The organism is Paraburkholderia sp. BCC1885 (assembly GCF_900996235.1).
Lineage (GTDB): Bacteria > Pseudomonadota > Gammaproteobacteria > Burkholderiales > Burkholderiaceae > Paraburkholderia.
The window spans coordinates 23,219-42,238 of the sequence record NZ_CAAJGM010000209.1 but is presented as its reverse complement, the minus strand read 5'-3'; the positions used below and the strand labels follow the sequence as shown (position 1 = coordinate 42,238).

The window sequence follows — 19,020 nt, the reverse complement described above, 5'->3', positions numbered from 1 at the left end:
CGTCCCCGCCGCCACGGCTCGGCCGGCCCCTTTGACGGACGAACAGCAAGGGAATCCGCCCTTTACTCCCCGAATCGCCCCAAACGCAACTCGCTAGACTATTTGAAGCGCAATGCGTCCGCGGTCCGCCGATCCGCACGGCCTGACCGCGCGCCTCTTCGTCCAAGCACACAAGGGAATTCATGACTACCGACGCCGACCTGCAACAGGCTGTCAGCCATCACCAGGCGCAGCGTTTTCCGGAAGCCGAACAGCTCTATCGCCACATCCTGCTGGCCGACCCGGATCATCCCGACGCCAATCACAACCTCGGGATTCTGGCCTTGCAGCGGCAGCAGCCCGCAACCGGCCTGCCGTTCCTGAAGACGGCGCTCGCCGCGGCGCCGGAGCGGGCGCAGTACTGGGCGGTCTACGCCGAGGCTCTGGCCATGAACGGACAGCAGGAGGAAGCGCTGCGCGTGCACGCAGAAGCGGACCAGAAGGGCTTCAGGCTCGCGCCGCTGGTGGCAGGCAGTGCGGCGCCGGCCGCAGCGGCCAAGGCTGAGGCGCAAGCCGCGCCCGGCTCCGACGAACTGAGCAATCTCGCCAAGGAATTCGCCCTCACGCTCGATTTGCTGACCGCCAAGGAGATGCACGACAGCGCCGAGGCGCTCGCCCGTCAGATGCTCGTGACCTTCCCGCAAAACGGCTTCGCATGGAAGACCATCGCCCATGCCTGTCTGCGTCGCGGCGATCTGGGCGGCGCGCTGGAGCCGCTCGAACGCGCCATTGCGTGGAATCCGCAGGACGGCGAACTCGGACGTCATCTGGGCGCCGCCCGCGCCATGCGCGAAGCGCTCGAACTGGACGCGCGCGGCGAGTATCAGCAGGCCAGCAAGCACTATCAGGCGGTGCTCGACGTCTACCCGGAGCATCCCAGCGCTAACCACAAACTCGGCGTGATCGCCATCCGTCTGCTGCAGCCCGCGGCGGGGCTTCCGTACCTCGAACGTGCGATCGGCGGCGCGCCGAACGATCTGCAATACTGGGCCAACTACATCGACGGCCTGTTGCAGTCCAACCAGATGAAGGCGGCGTGGATCGCGCTGGAAATGGCGCAAAAGCGCGGCCTCGCCGGCCCGCAGGTCGATAAGCTGATCGGCATCATGACCGTGATCTCGACCCAGCCGACCACCGCGGTCCCGCGCGAGCAACTGGCCGCCGCAGCAGCCGCGCCTGCAATACCGACGATCTCCGTGGCATCCGCGGCCGCTGCGGCGACGCCGCCGGAATCCGCACAGGCGCAGGCAGCGGCGCCGGCACAAGAGCCGGCTCAGCAGGCAAACGCCGCGCAACCCGCAAAGGCTGGCAAAGCCGCAAAGGCTGGCAAAGCCGCAAAGGGCGGCAAGGCGGGCAAATCCGGCAAGGCGGGCAAGTCTGAAAAGGCCGCGAAACCGGCCGCTGTCCCCAAGCTGGACCAGGCGCAGATCAACGCGCTCGGCGCCCTCTTCAACACCGGCCGCGTCGAAGAAGCGATTGCCGGCGCGCGTCAGATGATCCAGCGCTATCCGGAAGAAGGCTTCGGCTGGAAGGTGCTGGTGGTCGCGCTGCACCGGCTCGCCCGCTACGACGAAACGCTCGAATATCTGCCGAGTGCCTACCGCATCTGGCCGAACGATCCCGAAATCCTGCAGATCTCGGCGAGCGTGCTGGAATCGAAGGGACGCCACGCCGAAGCCGAAACCGCCTGCCGCCTTCTGATCGAAGTGAAGCCGAACCACGCGGAAGGCCACCGGATTCTCGGCATCATCCTGCAATCGACCGGCCGTCTGGACGAGGCCGAGCAGGTGACCCGCCGCGCCATGGAGCTCGATCCCAACTCGTCCTACGTGCCCTGCACGCTGGGCGTGACGCTGATGCAGCAAGGCCGCCTGCTCGACGGCATCGAAATGTTCCGCCACGCCCTCACGCTGGATCCGAAGTTCGAGATGGCCTACAACAACCTCGTGTTCTGCATGACGCACAGCGAGGAAAGCTCGCCCGCCGACGTGTTGGCCGAGTCGCGCCGCTTTGCCGAGCGTTTCGAAGCGCCGCTCAAGCCGCGCTGGCCGCAGCACACCAACAGCCGCGAGCCGCAGCGCAAGCTGAAGATCGGTTTCATATCCGGCGACTTCTGCCGTCACGCGGTGGCCAGCTTTTTCGAACCCGTTCTGGCGCAACTGGTGCGCGACCCAAATCTCGAGGTGTATGCGTATTCCAACACCTACATGAACGACACGATGACCGAGCAGCTGCGCGGACTGTTCGGTCACTGGCGCAATGTGGTGGGCATGTCCGACGACCAGGCCGCCGAGATGGTGCGCGCCGACGGCATCGACATCCTTATCGATCTGGCGGGACACACCGCCCACAACCGGCTCAGCACGCTCGCCCGCAAACCGGCGCCGGTGCAGGCCACGTGGATCGGCTATCCGGGCACCACTGGTCTCGACGCCGTGGACTACTTCATTGCCGACAAGCTGTGGGTACCGTCCGAGCAGTTCCGCAACCTCTTCAGCGAGAAAATCGCCTACCTGCCGGCGGTCGCGCCGTTCGTCGCCGACGCGCTGTGCCCGCCGGTCAATGGCTTGCCCGCGCTGCACAATGGCTACATCACCTTCGGCAGCTTCAACCGGATGGACAAGCTGCGCCGCGACGTGATCGCGCTGTGGGCGCGTCTGATGCACGAAGTGCCGAATTCACGCATGGCGCTGGGCGCGATGCCGCGCGACGGCACGGTCGGCAAGCTGGCCGACTGGTTCGCCGAAGAGGGCATCGCCCGCGAGCGGCTCGACTTCATGGCGCGCTCGAGCGTGCCGGTCTATCTGCAACAGCATCACCGCATCGATTTCTGTCTCGACAGCTTCCCGTTCTCCGGTCTCACCACGGCCCTGCATTCGCTGTGGATGGGCGTACCGACGCTGACGCTGCCCGGTCAAACGGTCCCCGGCCGCAGCGGCCTGACGGCGATGTCGCACGTCGGCTTGCAGTCTTTTGTCGCCGAGAACAAGGACGATTTCGTGCGCAAGGGTGTCGCGCTGGCCGCGGATCTTCCGGCGCTCGCCGAACTGCGCGCCGGTATGCGCGAGCGCTGCGGACAGTCGCCGGTGTTCCAGCCGGAGGTGGTGGCACGCAGCGTGACGCGCGCGCTGCGCGTCATGTGGCAGCGCTGGTGCGCGGGCTTGCCGGCCGAGTCGTTCGAAGTGTCGGACGCCAGCGAGACGGTCGACGTGGCCGCCGCAACGCACACGCCGCAGACATCGCACGCGCCGCAGGCACCCGTCAGGGCCGCTGCCGCTCCCGTCGATCTGCGCCTCGTGCGCAGCTAACGACCGCTTTCCGCTCATCCATGAAACCCATTCGATTCGTCTGCGGCACGCGGCGCACCCCCGAGCAGTTCTCCAACGAGACCGCGCTCGGCCGGTCGCTGAAGCTGTACAACCACTTTCCGCACGCGCAGCTGCATCTGTTCGACAACAACGCGCGCGGCCTTTCGACCATTTATAACGAGGCGATCCAGTACGCCGAACAGAACCCGGCGACGCTCGTCTTCGTCCACGACGACGTCTGGCTGCAGGACTTCTTCTGGACCGAGCGGATCACCGAGGCCCTCGCGCGGTTCGACGTGGTGGGTCTCGCCGGCAACACGCGGCGCGTGCCGCGGCAACCGTCGTGGGCATTCGTTACTCCGGATTGCAAATGGGACGAGCGGCAGTATCTGAGCGGCACGGTCGGTCACGGCAAGGGCTTTCCCTGCGAGATCGTTTCGCACTTCGGGCCGGCCGGACAGGCCTGCAAGCTGCTGGACGGCCTGATGCTGATTGCCGACAGCGCCAGACTGCTCGAAAGCGGCCTGCGCTTCGACGAACAGTTCGCATTCCACTTCTACGACATGGATTTCTGTCGCCAGGCAGAACTAAAGGGTCTTAGCATGGGTACCTGGCCGCTGTCGGTGGTCCACGAAAGCGGCGGTGCGTTTGGCTCACAGGGTTGGCGCGACGGCTACGAGCGGTATCTGCGCAAATACGGCGAATGATCAGCCGCGAATTGGGACGGATTTTGGTCTCTGTTCCCCCGAATGTCGGCGCGGCGGACTCTTACACTACCTGATATCAATCTTTCGAAGGTCCGCTGCACCGACCGATTCCACCTTCAAGTTCAACCCAGTCCATATCCATCATGAGTGACTTTCAACAGGAAGTGCGCGAGCGCATTGCAGCAAACGGACGCGAACCGGGTCTGCTCGAGGCGGGGCTGTCGTTCCTGTGCACGAGCGCGGAGCACCGCTATTCCTACAACTTTGCGTGGCTCGGCCGCCCGATCATTCAATATCCTCAGGATATGGTCGCGATGCAGGAGTTGATCTGGAGTGTGCGCCCCGACCTGATTATCGAAACAGGCATCGCACATGGCGGCTCGCTGATCCTGAGCGCTTCGATGCTCGCGCTGCTCGACTACTGCGACGCGCTGGAAAACCGGCAACTGCTCGATCCCGCCAAGCCCAAGCGCCGCGTGGTGGGCGTGGATATCGACATTCGCGCGCACAACCGTGCGGCGATCGAAGCACACCCCATGGCTAACCGCATCGACATGATCCAGGGCTCGTCAATCGATCCGGCAATCGTCGAACAGGTCCGCCGCCACGCCGAGGGCAAGCAGACCGTGCTGGTATGCCTCGACTCGAATCACACCCACGATCATGTGCTCGCGGAACTCGAAGCATATGCGCCGCTCACCACACCCGGCAGCTACTGCGTGGCATTCGATACCGTGATCGACGATATGCCGGCGGGCAGCTTCCCGGACCGTCCGTGGGACATCGGCAATAGCCCGAAGACCGCGGTACGCGAGTTCGTCAAGACACACCCTGAGTTCGAGATCGACGTCCAGATGGATCACAAGCTGCTGATCTCGGTGGCGCCGCAAGGCTACCTGAAGCGCGTTCGTTAAGCATATCCGCCTGATAACGCCGGCCCTCCCGGGCCTCGTTCACCGCGGTTTCAACTGCACGAAGCAAAATCGAAATGAAAGTCGTCATTCTTGCAGGCGGGCTCGGCTCGCGGTTGTCCGAAGAGACCCAGTCGCGGCCCAAGCCGATGGTGACCGTCGGCGACCGGCCGATCTTGTGGCACATCATGAAGATCTACGCATCCCATGGGATGACGGACTTCGTGATCTGCTGCGGATATAAGGGTTACGTCATCAAGGAATACTTCGCCAACTACTTCCTGCATTCTTCCGATGTCACCTTCGACCTCGCGAACAATTCGATGGAGGTCCATCAACGCTACGCCGAACCCTGGCGTGTCACGCTGATCGATACCGGCGAGTTTTCGATGACAGGCGGCCGTCTGAAGCGCGCCGGCCATCTGCTGCGCGACGAAGAAGCCTTCTGCTTCACCTATGGCGACGGCGTCGGCAACGTCAACATCACGGAACTGGTGCGGTTTCACAAGAGCCACGGACGCCTCGCAACCGTCACCGGCGTGCAGCCGCCCGGACGTTATGGTGTCCTACAGTTCGCGGAGAACGAAAACGCGGTGGTCGGCTTCACGGAAAAGCCACAGGACGGCAATTCGTGGATCAACGGTGGTTACTTCGTCGTATCGCCGCGCGTGCTCGATTTCATCGCCGACGACGCGACGCCCTGGGAGGCCGCGCCGATGGAAAAGCTCGCGGTCTCCGGTGAACTGCAGACCTTCCGTCACGACGGCTTCTGGCAACCGATGGACACGCTGCGCGACAAGCAGCAACTGGACGCGATCTGGGCCAGCGGTAACGCGCCGTGGAAGACCTGGTGATCCCGGCGATGACGGACACGGGTTTCTGGTCGGGCCGCCGGGTGTTTCTCACCGGCCATACAGGGTTCAAGGGGAGCTGGCTGGCGCTCTGGTTGCAGCGCCTCGGCGCCGAGGTGACCGGCTATGCGCTCGCCGCGCCGACCCAGCCGTCGCTGTTCGAGGAAGCGGAAGTCGCTCGCGGTCTCGAACATCGGCTCGGCGATGTTCGGGACGCGGGCAGCGTCCTCGCCGCCATGCAGCGCGCCCAGCCCGAAGTCGTGTTTCACCTTGCCGCGCAGTCGCTGGTACGGCATTCGTATGCCGAGCCCGTCGAGACTTACGCGACCAATGTGATGGGTACGGTCCACGTACTCGATGCCGCGCGCCGGATCGAGAGCGTGCGCGCCGTTATCAACGTGACCACCGACAAGTGTTACGAGAATCTCGAAACCGAACGCGCCTATCGCGAAAGCGATGAGCTTGGCGGCCGCGATCCTTATAGCAGCAGCAAGGCCTGCTCGGAACTTGTGACGCAGGCTTACCGCCAGTCGTTCTTCGCGTCCGGCTCCGGCGGCATGCGCACGGGACTCGCCAGCGCGCGGGCCGGCAACGTCATCGGCGGCGGCGACTGGGCCGTCGACCGTCTGGTGCCTGATCTGCTGCGCGCGTTCGATCGGGGCGTGCCCGCGATCGTGCGCCGACCGCATGCGGTGCGCCCATGGCAGCACGTGCTGGAACCGCTCGCCGGATATCTGTCGCTGGCCGAACGTCTCTTCGCGCAGCCACAACGCTATTCGGGAGCCTGGAATTTTGGACCTCGAGCCGAGGATATGCGTCCGGTCGATGCCATCGCCGAGGCGCTGACGTCGGCGCTCGGCGCACATGCTTCGTTCGTGGTGCGGGTCGAAGCCGACGCGCCGCACGAAGCCGGCTTGCTGTTACTCGATGCCGCCAAGGCGCGTCGCGAACTCGAATGGGATTCGGTGCTGGAGTTGGAAGAAGCGTTGCGCTGGATCGCCGAATGGCATCAGGCGCGCCGGGCCGGCCGGAACGTGCGTGAGACCACGCTCGAACAGATCGGCCGCTATGAAGCCCGACTCGGCAGAACCGCTATCGCCGAATAGATGCGAGGAATGAAGTTTTGAACTGCCGACACTGCAATCATCCGCTGACGGTCCCGCTTCTGGACCTCGGCTTCGCACCGCCTTCGAATGCGTATCTGACGCAAGGCGCTCTCGTACAGCCGGAACAGTACTACCCGCTCAAACTGTTCGTCTGCGACGCCTGCTGGCTGGTGCAGACCGAAGACTACGCGGCGCGCGAGACACTGTTCGACGCGGACTACGCGTACTTCTCGTCCACCTCGGAAAGCTGGCTCGCGCACGCGCGGCACTATGCGTCGTCGATCATCGACGAGCTATCGCTCGGCCGCGAATCTTTTGTGATCGAGGTGGCGTCCAACGACGGCTATCTGCTGCGCAACTTCGTGGCGGCAGGCGTCCCCTGTCTTGGCATCGAGCCGACCGCCAGCACTGCGGCGTGCGCCGAAGCGCTCGGCATCCCCGTGCGGCAGGAGTTCTTCGGTGAAGCGCTGGCGCGTTCGCTCGCCGACACCGGCTCGCAAGCCGACCTGATCGTCGGCAATAACGTGTTCGCGCATGTGCCGGACGTGAACGACTTCACGGCCGGCCTGAAGACCGCACTCAAACCCGGCGGCACCATCACCCTGGAGTTTCCGCATCTGGTCAGGCTGCTCGAAGAAGTACAGTTCGATACGGTCTATCACGAGCACTTCTCCTATTTTTCGCTGCAGGCGGTCGAACATATCTTCGGAGCGGCCGGGTTGCGCGTGTGGCGTGTCGAAGAGTTGAAGACCCATGGCGGCAGTCTGCGTGTGTACGGCTGCCACGCGGCAGATCTCCGCACGGACGACGCTTCAGTCGAACGCATCCGCACACTCGAACAGACGCACGGCATCACATCGCTCGAAACCTACCGCGACTTCCAGCAACGCGCCGATAACGCGAAAAACGGTTTGCTGCGCTTCCTGCTGGACTGCAAGGACAAGGGTGTAAAGGTCGGCGCGTATGGTGCGGCAGCGAAGGGCAACACGCTGCTCAACTACGCGGGCGTCAAGCCGGATCTACTGCCGTATGTGTGCGACGCGGCCCCGTCGAAGCAGGGCAAGTTCATGCCGGGCAGCCATATTCCTATCATTTCGCCGGCTCAACTGGCCGCGGCACGACCCGACGTCGTGCTGATCCTGCCGTGGAATATTTCAGAGGAAGTGGTGGCGCAGCAACGTCCCGTACTCGGTCCGGATGTGCGTTTCGCCGTGGCGATGCCGAACGTCAGGTATCTGTGAGCGCCGGCAGTGAGGCGCCGTACTATGCGTCCTCACTGAGCCATGCCTGCACCGTCGGCAATGCGCGATCCCGCTCCGATAGAAGCGACACCTCGCGCGGCCACGCGATCGCCAGTTGCGGATCGTCGAAGGCAACGCCACGCTCGGCCGCCGGGTTGTAAAACGCAGTGTGCAGATACAGCAGGCGGCTGTCCGGTTCGATGCACTGGAAGCCGTGCGCGCAGCCTTCCGGAATGAACACCGCCTTGCCGTTATGCGCCGTCAGCTCCACCGCCTGCCACTGCATGAACGTGGTCGACGTGGGCCGCAAATCCACGATCACATCCCACACGCCGCCTTCCAGGCAACGCACCCACTTGGCATCGGCAGCCGCGCCGCGCTGAAAATGCAGCCCTCGCACGGTGCCGGGCAACGCCGTATGTGACCAGTTGATCTGTACGATCTTCCGCTCGCCGTGTGCCTGCGCGAAATCCTCGGCACAGAAGAGCCGCATGAAGCTGCCGCGGGCGTCACCTCGTGGCGTGCTTTCGGCCACGAAGGCACCTGCGATCGGCAACGCGTACAAGAGATTCTGGGTCATGGTGTCGAGCGGGATTCAGACAATGTCGCAAAGCCTCAACCGGGCCAGGCCGTCCGGCAGATCACCTGCCGCCGACATAGGCTGCCTGCGGGTCTTCGGTGTAGAGGTTCAGTTGACCGATGAACTGCTGCTGCCAGTTGACTCCGGCATATTTGCTGACCAGATGGCGCAGCAGCAGGTAGCTGCCGAGGCGTTCCGCACAGAAGGCCCAGACACGTGCCTGGTATCCTTCGCGCTTGATGGGATGCCGCTCGAAGCAGGTTCGCACGACAGCCTCGACCTGGGAAATGGCGTTCACCCAGAAATCGGCCGGAAATACGCCCAACTCGATGCCGCCGGGCACGAAAATCTCTTCACTGAAAAACGGCATCACCTCGTGACGCCCCAACACGCCAAGTTCGATCGTCACCGCAGTAAAGAGGAGGAAGTCTTCCGCCACATGTACATCCCGATACTGGTTGAAGTATCCGCCTTGCAGGCGGCATAGCTGCCCGAACAGGAAATCGCGGCCGGCGGGCGCCATGACCTGGGCCAGATCGGTGCTCTCGAGTGCCTGCCGGCCCACCATGTCCATGACGGGATAGTTCGCCGCAGCCGTCGCGCTCAGCCGGCGCGTCGCCACGAATTTGCGGTACTGGCAAATGCCGATCTGTTTGACCTGCAAGTGATTCTGGACGATGTAATTCTTGAGCGCGAAGCTGCCGGCGACCGCACCCAGTTGCGGGTGATACGGTAACCACTCGGGTGCGATGTCGCGCAGATTGGCCTTGCCGGGACCCTGTGCATCGCCCATGTAGAACGGCGAGACGAACGACGGGAAATCGAACGGCAGCGGCACGTGCGTGAAGCAGACATACAGCATGTCGCGCGAAGCCGGGAGTTGCGTCGACAGAAAGCCCTCTTTCGCGCGCGCCGCACTCCGGTCTTCGCGCGTCTGCAGTACCGCGCCACGCAAGGTGTAGAAATTGTGCAGCGCCTCGCTGTCATCGGTCTGCGCGTAACGGGTCTTGAGATCGTCCAGTAAAGCCAGCGGCGGTTCGTCGGCGGCACCTGCAGTCTGCGGCAAGGGCGTCGAACTGGTAGAGAACGCGCAAACCGTGATCTCCGGACACAGCGCAAGGATCAGCGAGGCGATCCGTTCGACCAGCAGCACCCGCAAGCCAACCAGTGGATTGCATGCCACGCTCGCCGCGAGTTGCTGGCGAAACGCCGGGCTCTCGCCTTCGAACAGATCGAACAGCTTTTCAGTCAGCGCAAACCATGTTTCCCAGAACGACGGCTTCGCAACCATGTAATTGCCGTAGACAGTCGAGCGGAAGTCCATCGGCAGCGTGCGCAGGTTCGCATCGAGTCCAATGGTCCGCAGAAACAGTTCAGCGGCCTCGATAAACCCCGGATAGTGCCGGTTGGCCTGCTCGAAGACGTTCAGAAAGCACGCGCTGTCCTCGATGGACGGCGAAAACGTGTAGACCTCGTGACCCGGATTGTCGCCGATGAACGCGCGCACTTGCCCTGCGCGGAGGCCGGTCCGCTCGTGGAAATCGGACGACAGAAAGCCGTACAGTTCGTCTGCGTTGAGCGAGCGGCTCAGGAAAAACTCGCGGATTGCGCCGTAGTCGCCCCACCCCGGCTTCAGGCTTGGGACATTGTCCAGCGCGACAAAGCCATCATCGCTCGGCCGGCCGGCTGGCCCTTCTCGGGAAATCTGGAAAATATTCGCGCTCATCGCTGCCCGCCGGTTCGGCAAAGTGTTTCGGGATCTGGGTCGTGCCCGAGTATGGCTGAGATGTTCTTGCAGCAAGCCGGTAAATTGACGCCAGATTAGGGCCCAGTTTGGCCCATGAGGCGAGCTTCGCGGGTGTTAAAAATACACACCACACTGGAGAAGCCGCGTGTCCCGTATTTACTACACCAAACCTTCGATCGGCGAACTGGAAGTCCGCTATGCGACGGACGCCGCAGCCAACGGCTGGGGCGAACGATGCTACGAGTACATCGACCGCTTCGAGAAGGGCTTCGCGGCGTTCCTCGACGTGCCGTATGCCATTTCGACCTCGAGTTGCACGGGTGCGATGCATATGGGTCTCGCCGCACTCGGCATCGGCTCGGGCGACGAGGTGATTCTGGCCGACATCAACTGGATCGCGACCGCCGCACCGATTGTCCATGTCGGCGCCACGCCGGTGCTGGTCGACATCCTGGCCGATACCTGGTGCCTCGATCCAGTGAAAGTCGAGGCCGCGATCACGCCTCGCACCAAGGCTATTGTTGCCACCCACCTGTATGGCAGCGTCTGCGCAATGGACGCCCTGCTCGACATCGGCAAGCGGCACGGCATTCCGGTGATCGAAGACTCGGCAGAAGCTATCGGCTCCTCATACCGCGGCAAGCGCGCCGGCGCGCTGGGCACGTTCGGCGTCTTCTCGTTCCATGGCACCAAAACGCTGACGACCGGCGAAGGCGGCATGTTCGTCACGAGCGACCGCGCGCTCTACGAACGGGTATTGACGCTCAGCAACCATGGTCGCGCGCGAGGCGAGACGCGCCAGTTCTGGCCGGCGTCCATCGGCTTCAAGTACAAGATGTCGAACCTGCAGGCGGCGATCGGATGCGCCCAACTCGAGCGCATCGACGAGCTGATTGCGCAAAAGCGCGCGATCTTCCAGATGTATGCCAAGGCGCTTGCGCCGCTCTCGTCGCATCTGAGCCTGAACGTCGAGCATCCGGAGACCGTCAACGGCTACTGGATGCCCACCGCAGTGTTCCATGAACACGTGAACTTCGATCGCGACGCATTGCTGGCCGCCTTCAAACAGCATGAAATCGACGGCCGGGTGTTTTTCTGGCCGCTCAGCATGCTCGATCTGGAGGGGTTGCAAGGCCCCGTGGATACACCGGTTGCACACGGCATTTACCGCCGCGCGGTGAATCTGCCCAGCTATCACGACATGGGGCACGCAGAGGTGGAGCGCGTCGCCGCGGTTATACGGCAGGTCTGCTGCCGCAGCGTGAATGACGGGCTTCAGCCGCGCGTAACGGGGGGCTCGTCCGTATTGCGGACGACGCGTGCCGGATTACCGTAGGCCACCGTCGCATCAGGCAGGTCCCGGGTCACCACAGCGCCGGCGCCCACCACGCAATGGCGTCCAATTCTGATCCGCGGCAACACCGTCGCGCCCACACCGATCGTGCTGAAATCACCGACCTGGACCTCGCCTGCGAGATGAGCGCCGGGCGCCACATGGACGCCGTCGCCGAGCCGGCATTCATGATCGACGCTGGCGCCGGTGTTGACGATGCATGCCATGCCGAGCTCGGCTTCCACACACACGGCAGCATTCGCAAGAATCTGACTGCCGGGTCCGATCGTCGCGTTGTCGGCAACGAATGCCGTGCGGTGCACGGCTACCGCCGCCAGCAGTCCGGCCGTTGCGAGCTGCCGGTGAATTTCCACCCGAACCTTGCCTCGGTCACCGCCGATGGCCACGAGGAAATAGCAGGGCGTAGGGGGCCGCGCAGCGCGCCATTCGAGAAAGCCATCCCAGCCGCGAAACAATGGGATATCGGCAAACGGCGCCGGCACCGTCGGACTGTTGTCGAACACGGCTTGCAGCTCGAAGTCATCGCGGATCAATTCCCGCAGCACCTTGGCTTGCCCGGTTCCTCCCCAAAAAATCATGCCTGGCCTGGACATTTCCGGCCTCCCTTACCGTTTTCGTGACACGAACGCAGATTATGCGGCACACGCGCAATTGCGCGTTGCCTGCCGCGCCGGGACAGTCATTGGAAGGTCGCATTCACCGACAGTTCGACCGCATTGCCCTTCGGCCGGTTGCTGACGTCGAATTCATTCACCCAGCGCAAGGTCGCGCCCACCGGCGTCTTGCTGATCTTGCCGTTCCACGTGACCATCGGCCCAATGCCCACCGAATGCCCTTGCGCTCCCCCCACGAGGTCCGCCAGGCCGCCCGTGTCATGGCCGAGTTGCTGGATATAGCCGCCCACCACACCCGCGCCCCAGCCCGCGCCGAACCGTTTCAGCGCCAGCAGGTCGAGCACGCTGACCGGTGCGTTGTGATACTGCGTCTGATTATTGGTGGTGTAAAACTCGACGCCGTAGTTCAGCGACAGCTCGATGTTTTCCTGCGGCAGCAGCTTGGTGTAGGCGAAGGTCGGCGTGAAGGTCCACGTATTCTGGCCGGCATTCGCGAGGCGGTCGCTGTTGTAGGCGCCGGTCGGTGCGTAGATCTGCACGCTCAACGCGATGTGGTCGGTCTTGGTGAGGTGATAACCCGCCACCACCGGCGTAAAGAAGATATCGGCGAACTGCGTGGCGTGATCATTCGGCAGCAGGCCGTGAAACGAAGACACACTGGTGTACTGCAGCGGCACACCGAACGACGACGCGAAATTCCATCCTCCGGCGGTAATGCCCCAGGTCTTGATGGCGTTCACGATGTCGTAGGAGATGTGGTAGTCGAGACCGGCCGTGACTTTGCCGGCAATCGGCAAGGTCTTGGTCGCGCCGAGCGAGCCCTCGTAGTAAATCGAGGTGACCGACACGATCCAGTCGTCCGTGGGCGGCACGATGCCCGCATACGGCGCGATCTGCATGCCGGTAATCGGGCGCCCGATGCCGGTTTCCGTCGCGCCAACCTGCGACGAAAACGCCATCCCGGCAGCGGCAAGCACACCGACCGACACCTGTGCCGCAAGAGAGCGGCCGTTAAACCAAGCGCGAGATTCATTCATGGCATCCTCCCAATCGATTCCTCGCCCCGCGCAGGCAAGGAAGGCGTTTTGCATCGACTGCAACTAGCGTGTGTCCTGCACCACCGGCGGCGGCGTCCACGTGCCGTCCAAAGCGGCTTGCTCGGGCCAGTAAGCCCGCACGTACAGCGAGAAGTCTTCGCCGACCGGCGCCGGCAGCCAGTTGCCGGCGTGGTCGGCGCCGGGCGGCGTGCTCTGCACATACAGCGTGAGCGAGCCGTCGTCGTTGTATTTCAGCGTCCTGTTTTTAGTGCCGAGCGAGTAGCGTTTCTGCTCATTCGGTGAAAAGAAGTGATGCGCGTTGTACAGCGTCAGGGACCAGAAGCCCTTCACGGGCGGCAATTGTCCCTTCGGAAACGTCACGGTGTAACGCTGCGCGCCATTGAGCCGCCGGCCGGATGCGTCGGTGTCGGCGTAGAAGTATTGGGTCTCATTGGGCTTGTTGACGAAGATGTTGGACTTCGCCACCGCTGTACGTGTGTAGTAGTCCGTACCAAACTGCGCGCCGTTGGTGATGGTGTTCCAGTGCGCGGGCAACGGCTTGCCGAACGTGTTGAAGTTGAACAGCGGGACGATCACTTTCGCGTCGGTCTGGGTCGCTTCATCCACGATGGCAGCCTTGATGGCGGGGTCTTTCTGCGCGGCCGCCAGCAACGCGCGCGCTTGTGCGTACAGCGCTTCTTCGCCGGGCTGCGGCGGCGCCTGGTCCAGCACCACAGGGAGTTCGTCCCAGAACTTCGCCGGGTCCACCCATTTGATCTCTTCGGCGCTCGCCTCGCCCGAGCCGAAGGTGGGCAGCTTCGACCAGTCGGTCACCTTCACCTTGCCGTCGAACTCGCCAAGCGGATACAGACCGATCTTGCCGATCACCGCCTGCACGGCCTCACGGTCTTCCGGCGTGTCGTCCATAAAAACGCGCGGGATAAAGCTGCCCACCGCCGTGGCCGAGCGGAACACCTGGCGGATGCCCTTGGGCACCTGGCCGTGCCAGTGCGGTCCGACCAACAGATAAAAGCCCGGCTTCGTTCCGTACAGCTTGCCGAGACGGACGAAGCCGTCGGTGCGCAGGTCGACGGCCTGGTAGACCCAGAAGCGCTCGCCGAAATCCGGAACCTGCACGACTACCGGCGTCTGGTTCAGATCGAACACCGCCGAGCCGTACACCACGTCCTGATTCGGACAGGCCACGAAGCGTTCCTGCGGCTCGATATAGTCGTGCAGCATCGAGAGATGGTTAGGCGGCGCAACCGGCACGATGCCGCCGTTCAGGCCCGGCTGCGGCACCTGCCGCATCGCCAGCAGTCGGTTGTAGACGTTGACCATCGGCCACGCCCAGAAGTAGGTCTGGCGCGCCACGAGGCGTGCGTAAGCCTCCGAGATCGCGTAGCCCGCGACCGGGCCGGGGACGGATAACGCCGACGCCGCAATGGTCTCACCACTGGGCGCCTTCGCCAGAATCGGTCCCGCCAGCGATGCCAGCACGGCGGCGGTTACCCACGTTGCGGCTTTCGGATTCATGTCGGGCTCCGACTCGTCCATTTGCGGTTCAGCGCTTTTGCGGGACCGGGAATTTCCAGCTGCCGTCGAAGACCGAAGCGTCCGGTCCGTAAATCCGCGCGATCACGTTGTAAGGCCCATCCGGCGCGGGCAGCCAGTTCGATTCCTTGTCCGCGCCGGGCGAGGTGTGCTGGATGTAGATATCGAGCGACCCGTCGGCGCCATAGCGGATGCCCCTCGTGCGGTCGCCGATCGAGTAGCGGCTGAGCGGGTTCGCCACCAGATGCCGGCCGGGCAGGTCGTACATCGTCATCGACCAGAAGAACTTCGCGGGCGGCAGGTCTTTCTTGTCGAAGTGGACGACGTAGGGCTGCGAGCCCACGAGCTGCTCGTGGTCCGCATTGACGCGCGTGCCGACATACACCGCCTCTTCCTTCGTATTGCCGTAGATGCCCATGGCCGCGGCCACGGCGCGCTTCATGTAGTCGCCGTGCAGATCCTCGCGGCTGCCGAACAGGTCGTAGGAACTGGTGGTGTGCTTCTCGGCGTCGGCGAGCGCCGCTTTGCCGTCCGCCACGCCCTGCTCGATGGCGTCGCGCGTCGCGGGCGGCAGCGTGGCGGGATCGAATGCAGCTCCCGGGGCGATGCCGATCTTCGCGAAGCGCTGCATCAACGCGGCTTCAGATGGCGCCGTAGGCTGAGCGAACTGCAGCAGGAAGTTCAGATACGCGATGAAGCCGATCGAAGTGGCTTTCGCTTCGTCCCACTTCGGGAAGGTGAGTTTCGCGACCTGCGGCGGCGCGCCGGTGTGTTCGAACGTGGACAGCGGCGTGAGGCGGTATTGCTTCTGGATGGCCTCGACGTTCTTCACGTCCGCCGGCCCGCTGAGGGCCGTGCGGCCCAGGGTCAGGATGATGTCGGTCTCGGAGCGGAAGACCTTGTCGATGCCCTTCGGGGTGTCGCCGTGCCAGTTCGGACCGGCGAACAGGTAATGTCCCGCGCCGTTGCCGGTGGTCCGCGAGCCCACGTAGGCAAAGTTATAAGTAAACAGGTCGATCCATTGGAACACGTAATAACGATCGTTCTTCACCGCCGGTACCGTCAGCACCCACGGCTCGCGGCGCAGATCGAGCCAGGCCCACGAGTACGGCGTGTCGTTGTTGGGCGTGACGATTTCCTTGTTCTCGGGACCATACGGCTGAGAGTAGTTGCGGAACTTGCCGAAGCCGCCCACGTAGGACTTTGAAGCCGGATCGAGCGCCTGTTCGTAGAGCGTCTTGTAGTTGAACAGCATCGGATAGGCGTAGATGAAGGCGTCTTTGGCGATGGCGCGTGCTTCATCGGGCGAGGCGCTGAGCGTCGCGGTTGCATCGCTCGCCTGGGCGCGCGCGCCCGGCTGCGTCAGGGTTATCAGCGAAAGTCCAAGCACGACGGTGGCCATGCGCAGGAGTGTGAAAAATTTCATGAGCGGGTCTCTCGGCTGAGGGTGGTCACTTGCCGAACGTCAGGTTCAGCCCGGCAAAAATCGTCACTTGCGGCACGCCGACGCCGGAGTGAGCCACCGAATACTGCGGCTCGATAAACGCGTTGTAGATGGTCGAGCCGCTCTTCCACGCCTTGCCCGCACCGAGCCCAACGGGGATGTAGTAAGCGCCGTGCTGCAGGTCGAAAGTCCAGATCGCGGTCGAACGGATGTACCAGCCGCCAGGCAAATTGAAGATGCCGAACGGCTGGGCCGTGAGGGACTGCGTGGTCGGCCGGCCGCTTTGACCGGCGAACGAGTGCTGCCACTGCACCAGCGCGCCGAGCAGATGCGCCGGCGTCGCGCTGACGGCCACCGCCGCCAGGCCGCCCTGCCATTTACCCGTGCCGAGGCTGGGATCGGTGGCGGTGGGCAAGGTGATCAACGGGCCGACGCCGAGCTGCACGTCCGATTGCGAGAGCAGGAATATGTCGAACAGGTTGATGTCGCCGAGACCCGTGTTGTAGCCGCCGCTCGGGTCGGGGCGCGTGCTGATCGGCACCGTGGCGCGGAAAATCTGCGGCACGCCGATTGGGCCTACCGGCCCCACCGGAATGGTCGGCCGGAGCAGCAGATCGTTGGTTTGGCCGCTCACGCCGAACAGGCTCGGCGTGTAGTAATCCTGGAGGTTGAACGACGGCGCCAGATTCAACGGGTTATTGCTTTTGTTGGCGTCCTCCGCGGAAGCCTGCGCATTGGCCGGCGACGAAAACACCGCCGCACAGAGCACCGCCCCTGCTCCAAGGCATCGTTTCATGATGATTCATTTTCCTGGCTCAGGTTCCGGTTATTAATCGGCAAGCGCACGCCTTTGCATAACGCAAATAGAAATTTTCAGTACCTCGATTGACCGTTTAACGCTCGCCCGACTCTGGACAGGCCGCTGCCACTAATAAATCGCTGGGAAATCCGCAACAGGGATCAAACTGCCGCCCGGAAAGGCGCTACGCGCGTCAAACCTCGTCGGGCGAGGGCCGGATGCGCCGCATAAAATCACTGTCCTCGTCGAAAAATACTAGCAAACGTTTTCAATCATCACAGAGATAAATTTGTAACGCAGTAGAGTTGAGACAATCTCAAGGTTTATTGCGCGCAAATCCTCTGAAATAAATCTGATTATGAAATGGCGGCGGCGATTTGAGGCAATTGATGCAAATAAGTAAACAAAATCGCCTTCAATAACCAGGCACGTCGGGCGCGGCAGGTTTTTCTCATGGAGCGGCCTCTGTATGGGTCATCCTCGTTTTGTTCGCACCTCGTCCGCCTGCCACGGCATGCGTCATAAACCATTAAGCGAACGCCCCAAATGTGATATCTAGTAAGCGCGAATTGGCACGCTGGAGAAGCCAATGCCGCACGACATCACACACCAATGAGGCTTTCATGATTTGCTCGATGCGCAGATGCTGGATCGGCTTGACCGTTATCGCTCTCTGCGCCTGCACCAGCACACCCCACGCGAGCGGCACGTCGCAGGCCGCACGTCCGGCTCGCGCGCCGTCCGGCAATTCGACCATGGCGTCGTGGAACGACACGCCCGCCGAGCGCTCGATTGTCGATTTCGTCACGCGCGTCACCACACCCGAATCGAAAGACTTCGTGCCGCGCGCCGAGCGCATTGCAGTGTTCAATCTGGATGGCACGCTATGGGTCGAGCAACCCGCGCCCGTGCAGCTCGTCTTCACGCTGCAGCGGGTGAAGACGCTCGCGCCGCATCATCCGGAATGGAAACGGCAGGAACCGTTCCGCTCGATTCTGCGCGGTAATCTCAAAAGCGTCGCCAATAGCGGCGACGCCGGCGCGCTGAAACTGCTAGCCGTGAGCCACGCGGGCATGACGACGGACAGCTTCGCCTCAGCCGTGCACGACTGGTTCGAGACCGCGAGCGATCCGCGTTTCAACCGGCCGTACACGAGTCTCGCGTATCAGCCGATGGTCGAGTTGCTCGCCTATCTGCGCGCGAATGGCTTCAGGACCTACATCGTGGCGCCGGAGAGCGTCGAGTTCATGCGCGAGATTTCGCAGCGTATGTACGGCGTGCCGCCCGACGAGGTAATCGGCAGCACGATCCGCTATCAGTATGGGCTCGTGAACGGTACGGCGTCGCTCACGCGCACCGCGCAGATCGACACGCTCAACGACGGCGCCACCAAGCCGCAGACCATCCAGGCGGTGATCGGCAAGCGGCCGTTGATGGCGTTCGGCAGCGCGGACAGCGACCTGCCGATGCTCGAATGGACCACCTCCGGCGACGGCCCGCGCTTCGCGGCCCTCGTGCATCACACGGACGCGCAGCGCGAATACGCCTACGACCGCACGGCGCGCAGCGGCAAACTGGACAAGGGCCTGGAAGAGGCCAACGTGAAGGGCTGGCTGATCGTCGACGTGAAGGACGATTGGCACACCGTATTTAAGGGCGACGCGGACGGAACGGCGGCGACTGCGGCGTCGGCTGCAAAATAACTGGCCTGGTGGAGAGGCGTTCAAC

The 19,020-nt window shown here is 63.2% G+C and carries 16 protein-coding genes; 8 read left to right on the top strand and 8 right to left on the bottom strand.

Annotation, left to right across the window (positions count from 1 at the left end):
• Positions 1-182 precede the first annotated feature (182 nt).
• From FQ755_RS22425 to FQ755_RS22400, 6 genes are all read left to right on the top strand, one after another.
• Positions 183-3,347, top strand: coding sequence for a tetratricopeptide repeat protein (locus tag FQ755_RS22425; RefSeq protein WP_144157180.1), 3,165 nt, complete (start codon positions 183-185; stop codon positions 3,345-3,347).
• Positions 3,348-3,367: 20 nt separating this feature from the next.
• Positions 3,368-4,054 carry a glycosyltransferase family 2 protein gene (locus tag FQ755_RS22420; protein ID WP_144157178.1) on the top strand — a complete coding sequence of 229 codons (687 nt, stop codon included), beginning with the start codon at positions 3,368-3,370 and terminating at the stop codon, positions 4,052-4,054.
• 143 nt (positions 4,055-4,197) lie between these two features.
• Positions 4,198-4,968 carry a cephalosporin hydroxylase family protein gene (locus FQ755_RS22415; RefSeq protein WP_144157176.1) on the top strand — a complete coding sequence of 257 codons (771 nt, stop codon included), beginning with the start codon at positions 4,198-4,200 and terminating at the stop codon, positions 4,966-4,968.
• A 74-nt stretch (positions 4,969-5,042) separates the two neighbouring features.
• Positions 5,043-5,819 carry a glucose-1-phosphate cytidylyltransferase gene (rfbF, locus tag FQ755_RS22410; RefSeq protein ID WP_144157174.1) on the top strand — a complete coding sequence of 259 codons (777 nt, stop codon included), beginning with the start codon at positions 5,043-5,045 and terminating at the stop codon, positions 5,817-5,819.
• Entirely contained in the window at positions 5,804-6,922 is a 1,119-nt protein-coding gene (rfbG, locus tag FQ755_RS22405) for a CDP-glucose 4,6-dehydratase (protein ID WP_313957468.1), read from the top strand. The genes rfbF and rfbG overlap by 16 nt, the downstream gene beginning before the upstream one ends.
• A gap of 17 nt (positions 6,923-6,939) precedes the next feature.
• On the top strand, positions 6,940-8,163 hold the full coding sequence (locus FQ755_RS22400) for a class I SAM-dependent methyltransferase (RefSeq protein ID WP_144157172.1): 1,224 nt from the start codon (positions 6,940-6,942) through the stop codon (positions 8,161-8,163).
• A gap of 22 nt (positions 8,164-8,185) precedes the next feature.
• Here the strand turns inward: FQ755_RS22400 and FQ755_RS22395 are convergent, their stop codons facing one another.
• Both FQ755_RS22395 and FQ755_RS22390 read right to left on the bottom strand, forming a co-directional pair.
• Positions 8,186-8,743 carry a dTDP-4-dehydrorhamnose 3,5-epimerase family protein gene (locus tag FQ755_RS22395; protein WP_144157170.1) on the bottom strand — a complete coding sequence of 186 codons (558 nt, stop codon included), beginning with the start codon at positions 8,741-8,743 and terminating at the stop codon, positions 8,186-8,188.
• 61 nt (positions 8,744-8,804) lie between these two features.
• Positions 8,805-10,469, bottom strand: a complete 1,665-nt coding sequence (locus FQ755_RS22390; protein WP_144157169.1) for a hypothetical protein — start codon at positions 10,467-10,469, stop codon at positions 8,805-8,807.
• A 166-nt stretch (positions 10,470-10,635) separates the two neighbouring features.
• Here FQ755_RS22390 and FQ755_RS22385 point away from each other — a divergent pair, with 166 nt between their 5' ends.
• Positions 10,636-11,826: a DegT/DnrJ/EryC1/StrS family aminotransferase gene (locus tag FQ755_RS22385; protein ID WP_144157168.1), complete on the top strand. Its 1,191-nt coding sequence runs from the start codon at positions 10,636-10,638 to the stop codon at positions 11,824-11,826.
• Here FQ755_RS22385 and FQ755_RS22380 read toward each other — a convergent pair.
• From FQ755_RS22380 to FQ755_RS38250, 6 genes are all read right to left on the bottom strand, one after another.
• Positions 11,766-12,437, bottom strand: a complete 672-nt coding sequence (locus FQ755_RS22380; RefSeq protein ID WP_222105770.1) for an acetyltransferase — start codon at positions 12,435-12,437, stop codon at positions 11,766-11,768. The genes FQ755_RS22385 and FQ755_RS22380 overlap by 61 nt on opposite strands.
• Positions 12,438-12,523: 86 nt before the next feature.
• Entirely contained in the window at positions 12,524-13,495 is a 972-nt protein-coding gene (locus FQ755_RS22375) for a transporter (protein WP_144157167.1), read from the bottom strand.
• A gap of 63 nt (positions 13,496-13,558) precedes the next feature.
• Positions 13,559-15,031, bottom strand: coding sequence for a DUF1254 domain-containing protein (locus tag FQ755_RS22370; protein ID WP_144157166.1), 1,473 nt, complete (start codon positions 15,029-15,031; stop codon positions 13,559-13,561).
• Positions 15,032-15,059: 28 nt separating this feature from the next.
• Positions 15,060-16,475: a DUF1254 domain-containing protein gene (locus tag FQ755_RS22365; RefSeq protein WP_260858795.1), complete on the bottom strand. Its 1,416-nt coding sequence runs from the start codon at positions 16,473-16,475 to the stop codon at positions 15,060-15,062.
• A 25-nt stretch (positions 16,476-16,500) separates the two neighbouring features.
• Complete coding sequence (locus tag FQ755_RS22360) at positions 16,501-17,289, bottom strand: hypothetical protein (protein WP_144157164.1); 789 nt, start codon at positions 17,287-17,289, stop codon at positions 16,501-16,503.
• Between the two features lie 532 nt (positions 17,290-17,821).
• On the bottom strand, positions 17,822-18,067 hold the full coding sequence (locus FQ755_RS38250) for a hypothetical protein (protein WP_260858794.1): 246 nt from the start codon (positions 18,065-18,067) through the stop codon (positions 17,822-17,824).
• Between FQ755_RS38250 and FQ755_RS22355 the strand changes: the two genes are divergently transcribed.
• On the top strand, positions 18,048-18,995 hold the full coding sequence (locus tag FQ755_RS22355; RefSeq protein ID WP_260858793.1) for an HAD family hydrolase: 948 nt from the start codon (positions 18,048-18,050) through the stop codon (positions 18,993-18,995). The genes FQ755_RS38250 and FQ755_RS22355 overlap by 20 nt on opposite strands.
• The last annotated feature ends 25 nt before the right edge of the window (positions 18,996-19,020 follow it).

Excerpts from the sequence above, each read along its gene's own strand:
- FQ755_RS22380 (WP_222105770.1), bottom strand. The coding sequence starts at position 12,437 with ATGTCCAGGCCAGGCATGATTTTTTGGGGAGGAACCGGGCAAGCCAAG.
- FQ755_RS22375 (WP_144157167.1), bottom strand. The coding sequence starts at position 13,495 with ATGAATGAATCTCGCGCTTGGTTTAACGGCCGCTCTCTTGCGGCACAG.
- FQ755_RS22425 (WP_144157180.1), top strand. The coding sequence starts at position 183 with ATGACTACCGACGCCGACCTGCAACAGGCTGTCAGCCATCACCAGGCG.
- FQ755_RS22365 (WP_260858795.1), bottom strand. The coding sequence starts at position 16,475 with ATGAAATTTTTCACACTCCTGCGCATGGCCACCGTCGTGCTTGGACTT.
- FQ755_RS22415 (WP_144157176.1), top strand. The coding sequence starts at position 4,198 with ATGAGTGACTTTCAACAGGAAGTGCGCGAGCGCATTGCAGCAAACGGA.
- rfbF (WP_144157174.1), top strand. The coding sequence starts at position 5,043 with ATGAAAGTCGTCATTCTTGCAGGCGGGCTCGGCTCGCGGTTGTCCGAA.
- FQ755_RS22370 (WP_144157166.1), bottom strand. The coding sequence starts at position 15,031 with ATGAATCCGAAAGCCGCAACGTGGGTAACCGCCGCCGTGCTGGCATCG.
- FQ755_RS22395 (WP_144157170.1), bottom strand. The coding sequence starts at position 8,743 with ATGACCCAGAATCTCTTGTACGCGTTGCCGATCGCAGGTGCCTTCGTG.
- FQ755_RS22390 (WP_144157169.1), bottom strand. The coding sequence starts at position 10,469 with ATGAGCGCGAATATTTTCCAGATTTCCCGAGAAGGGCCAGCCGGCCGG.
- FQ755_RS22355 (WP_260858793.1), top strand. The coding sequence starts at position 18,048 with ATGGCGTCGTGGAACGACACGCCCGCCGAGCGCTCGATTGTCGATTTC.
- FQ755_RS22360 (WP_144157164.1), bottom strand. The coding sequence starts at position 17,289 with ATGAAACGATGCCTTGGAGCAGGGGCGGTGCTCTGTGCGGCGGTGTTT.
- FQ755_RS22420 (WP_144157178.1), top strand. The coding sequence starts at position 3,368 with ATGAAACCCATTCGATTCGTCTGCGGCACGCGGCGCACCCCCGAGCAG.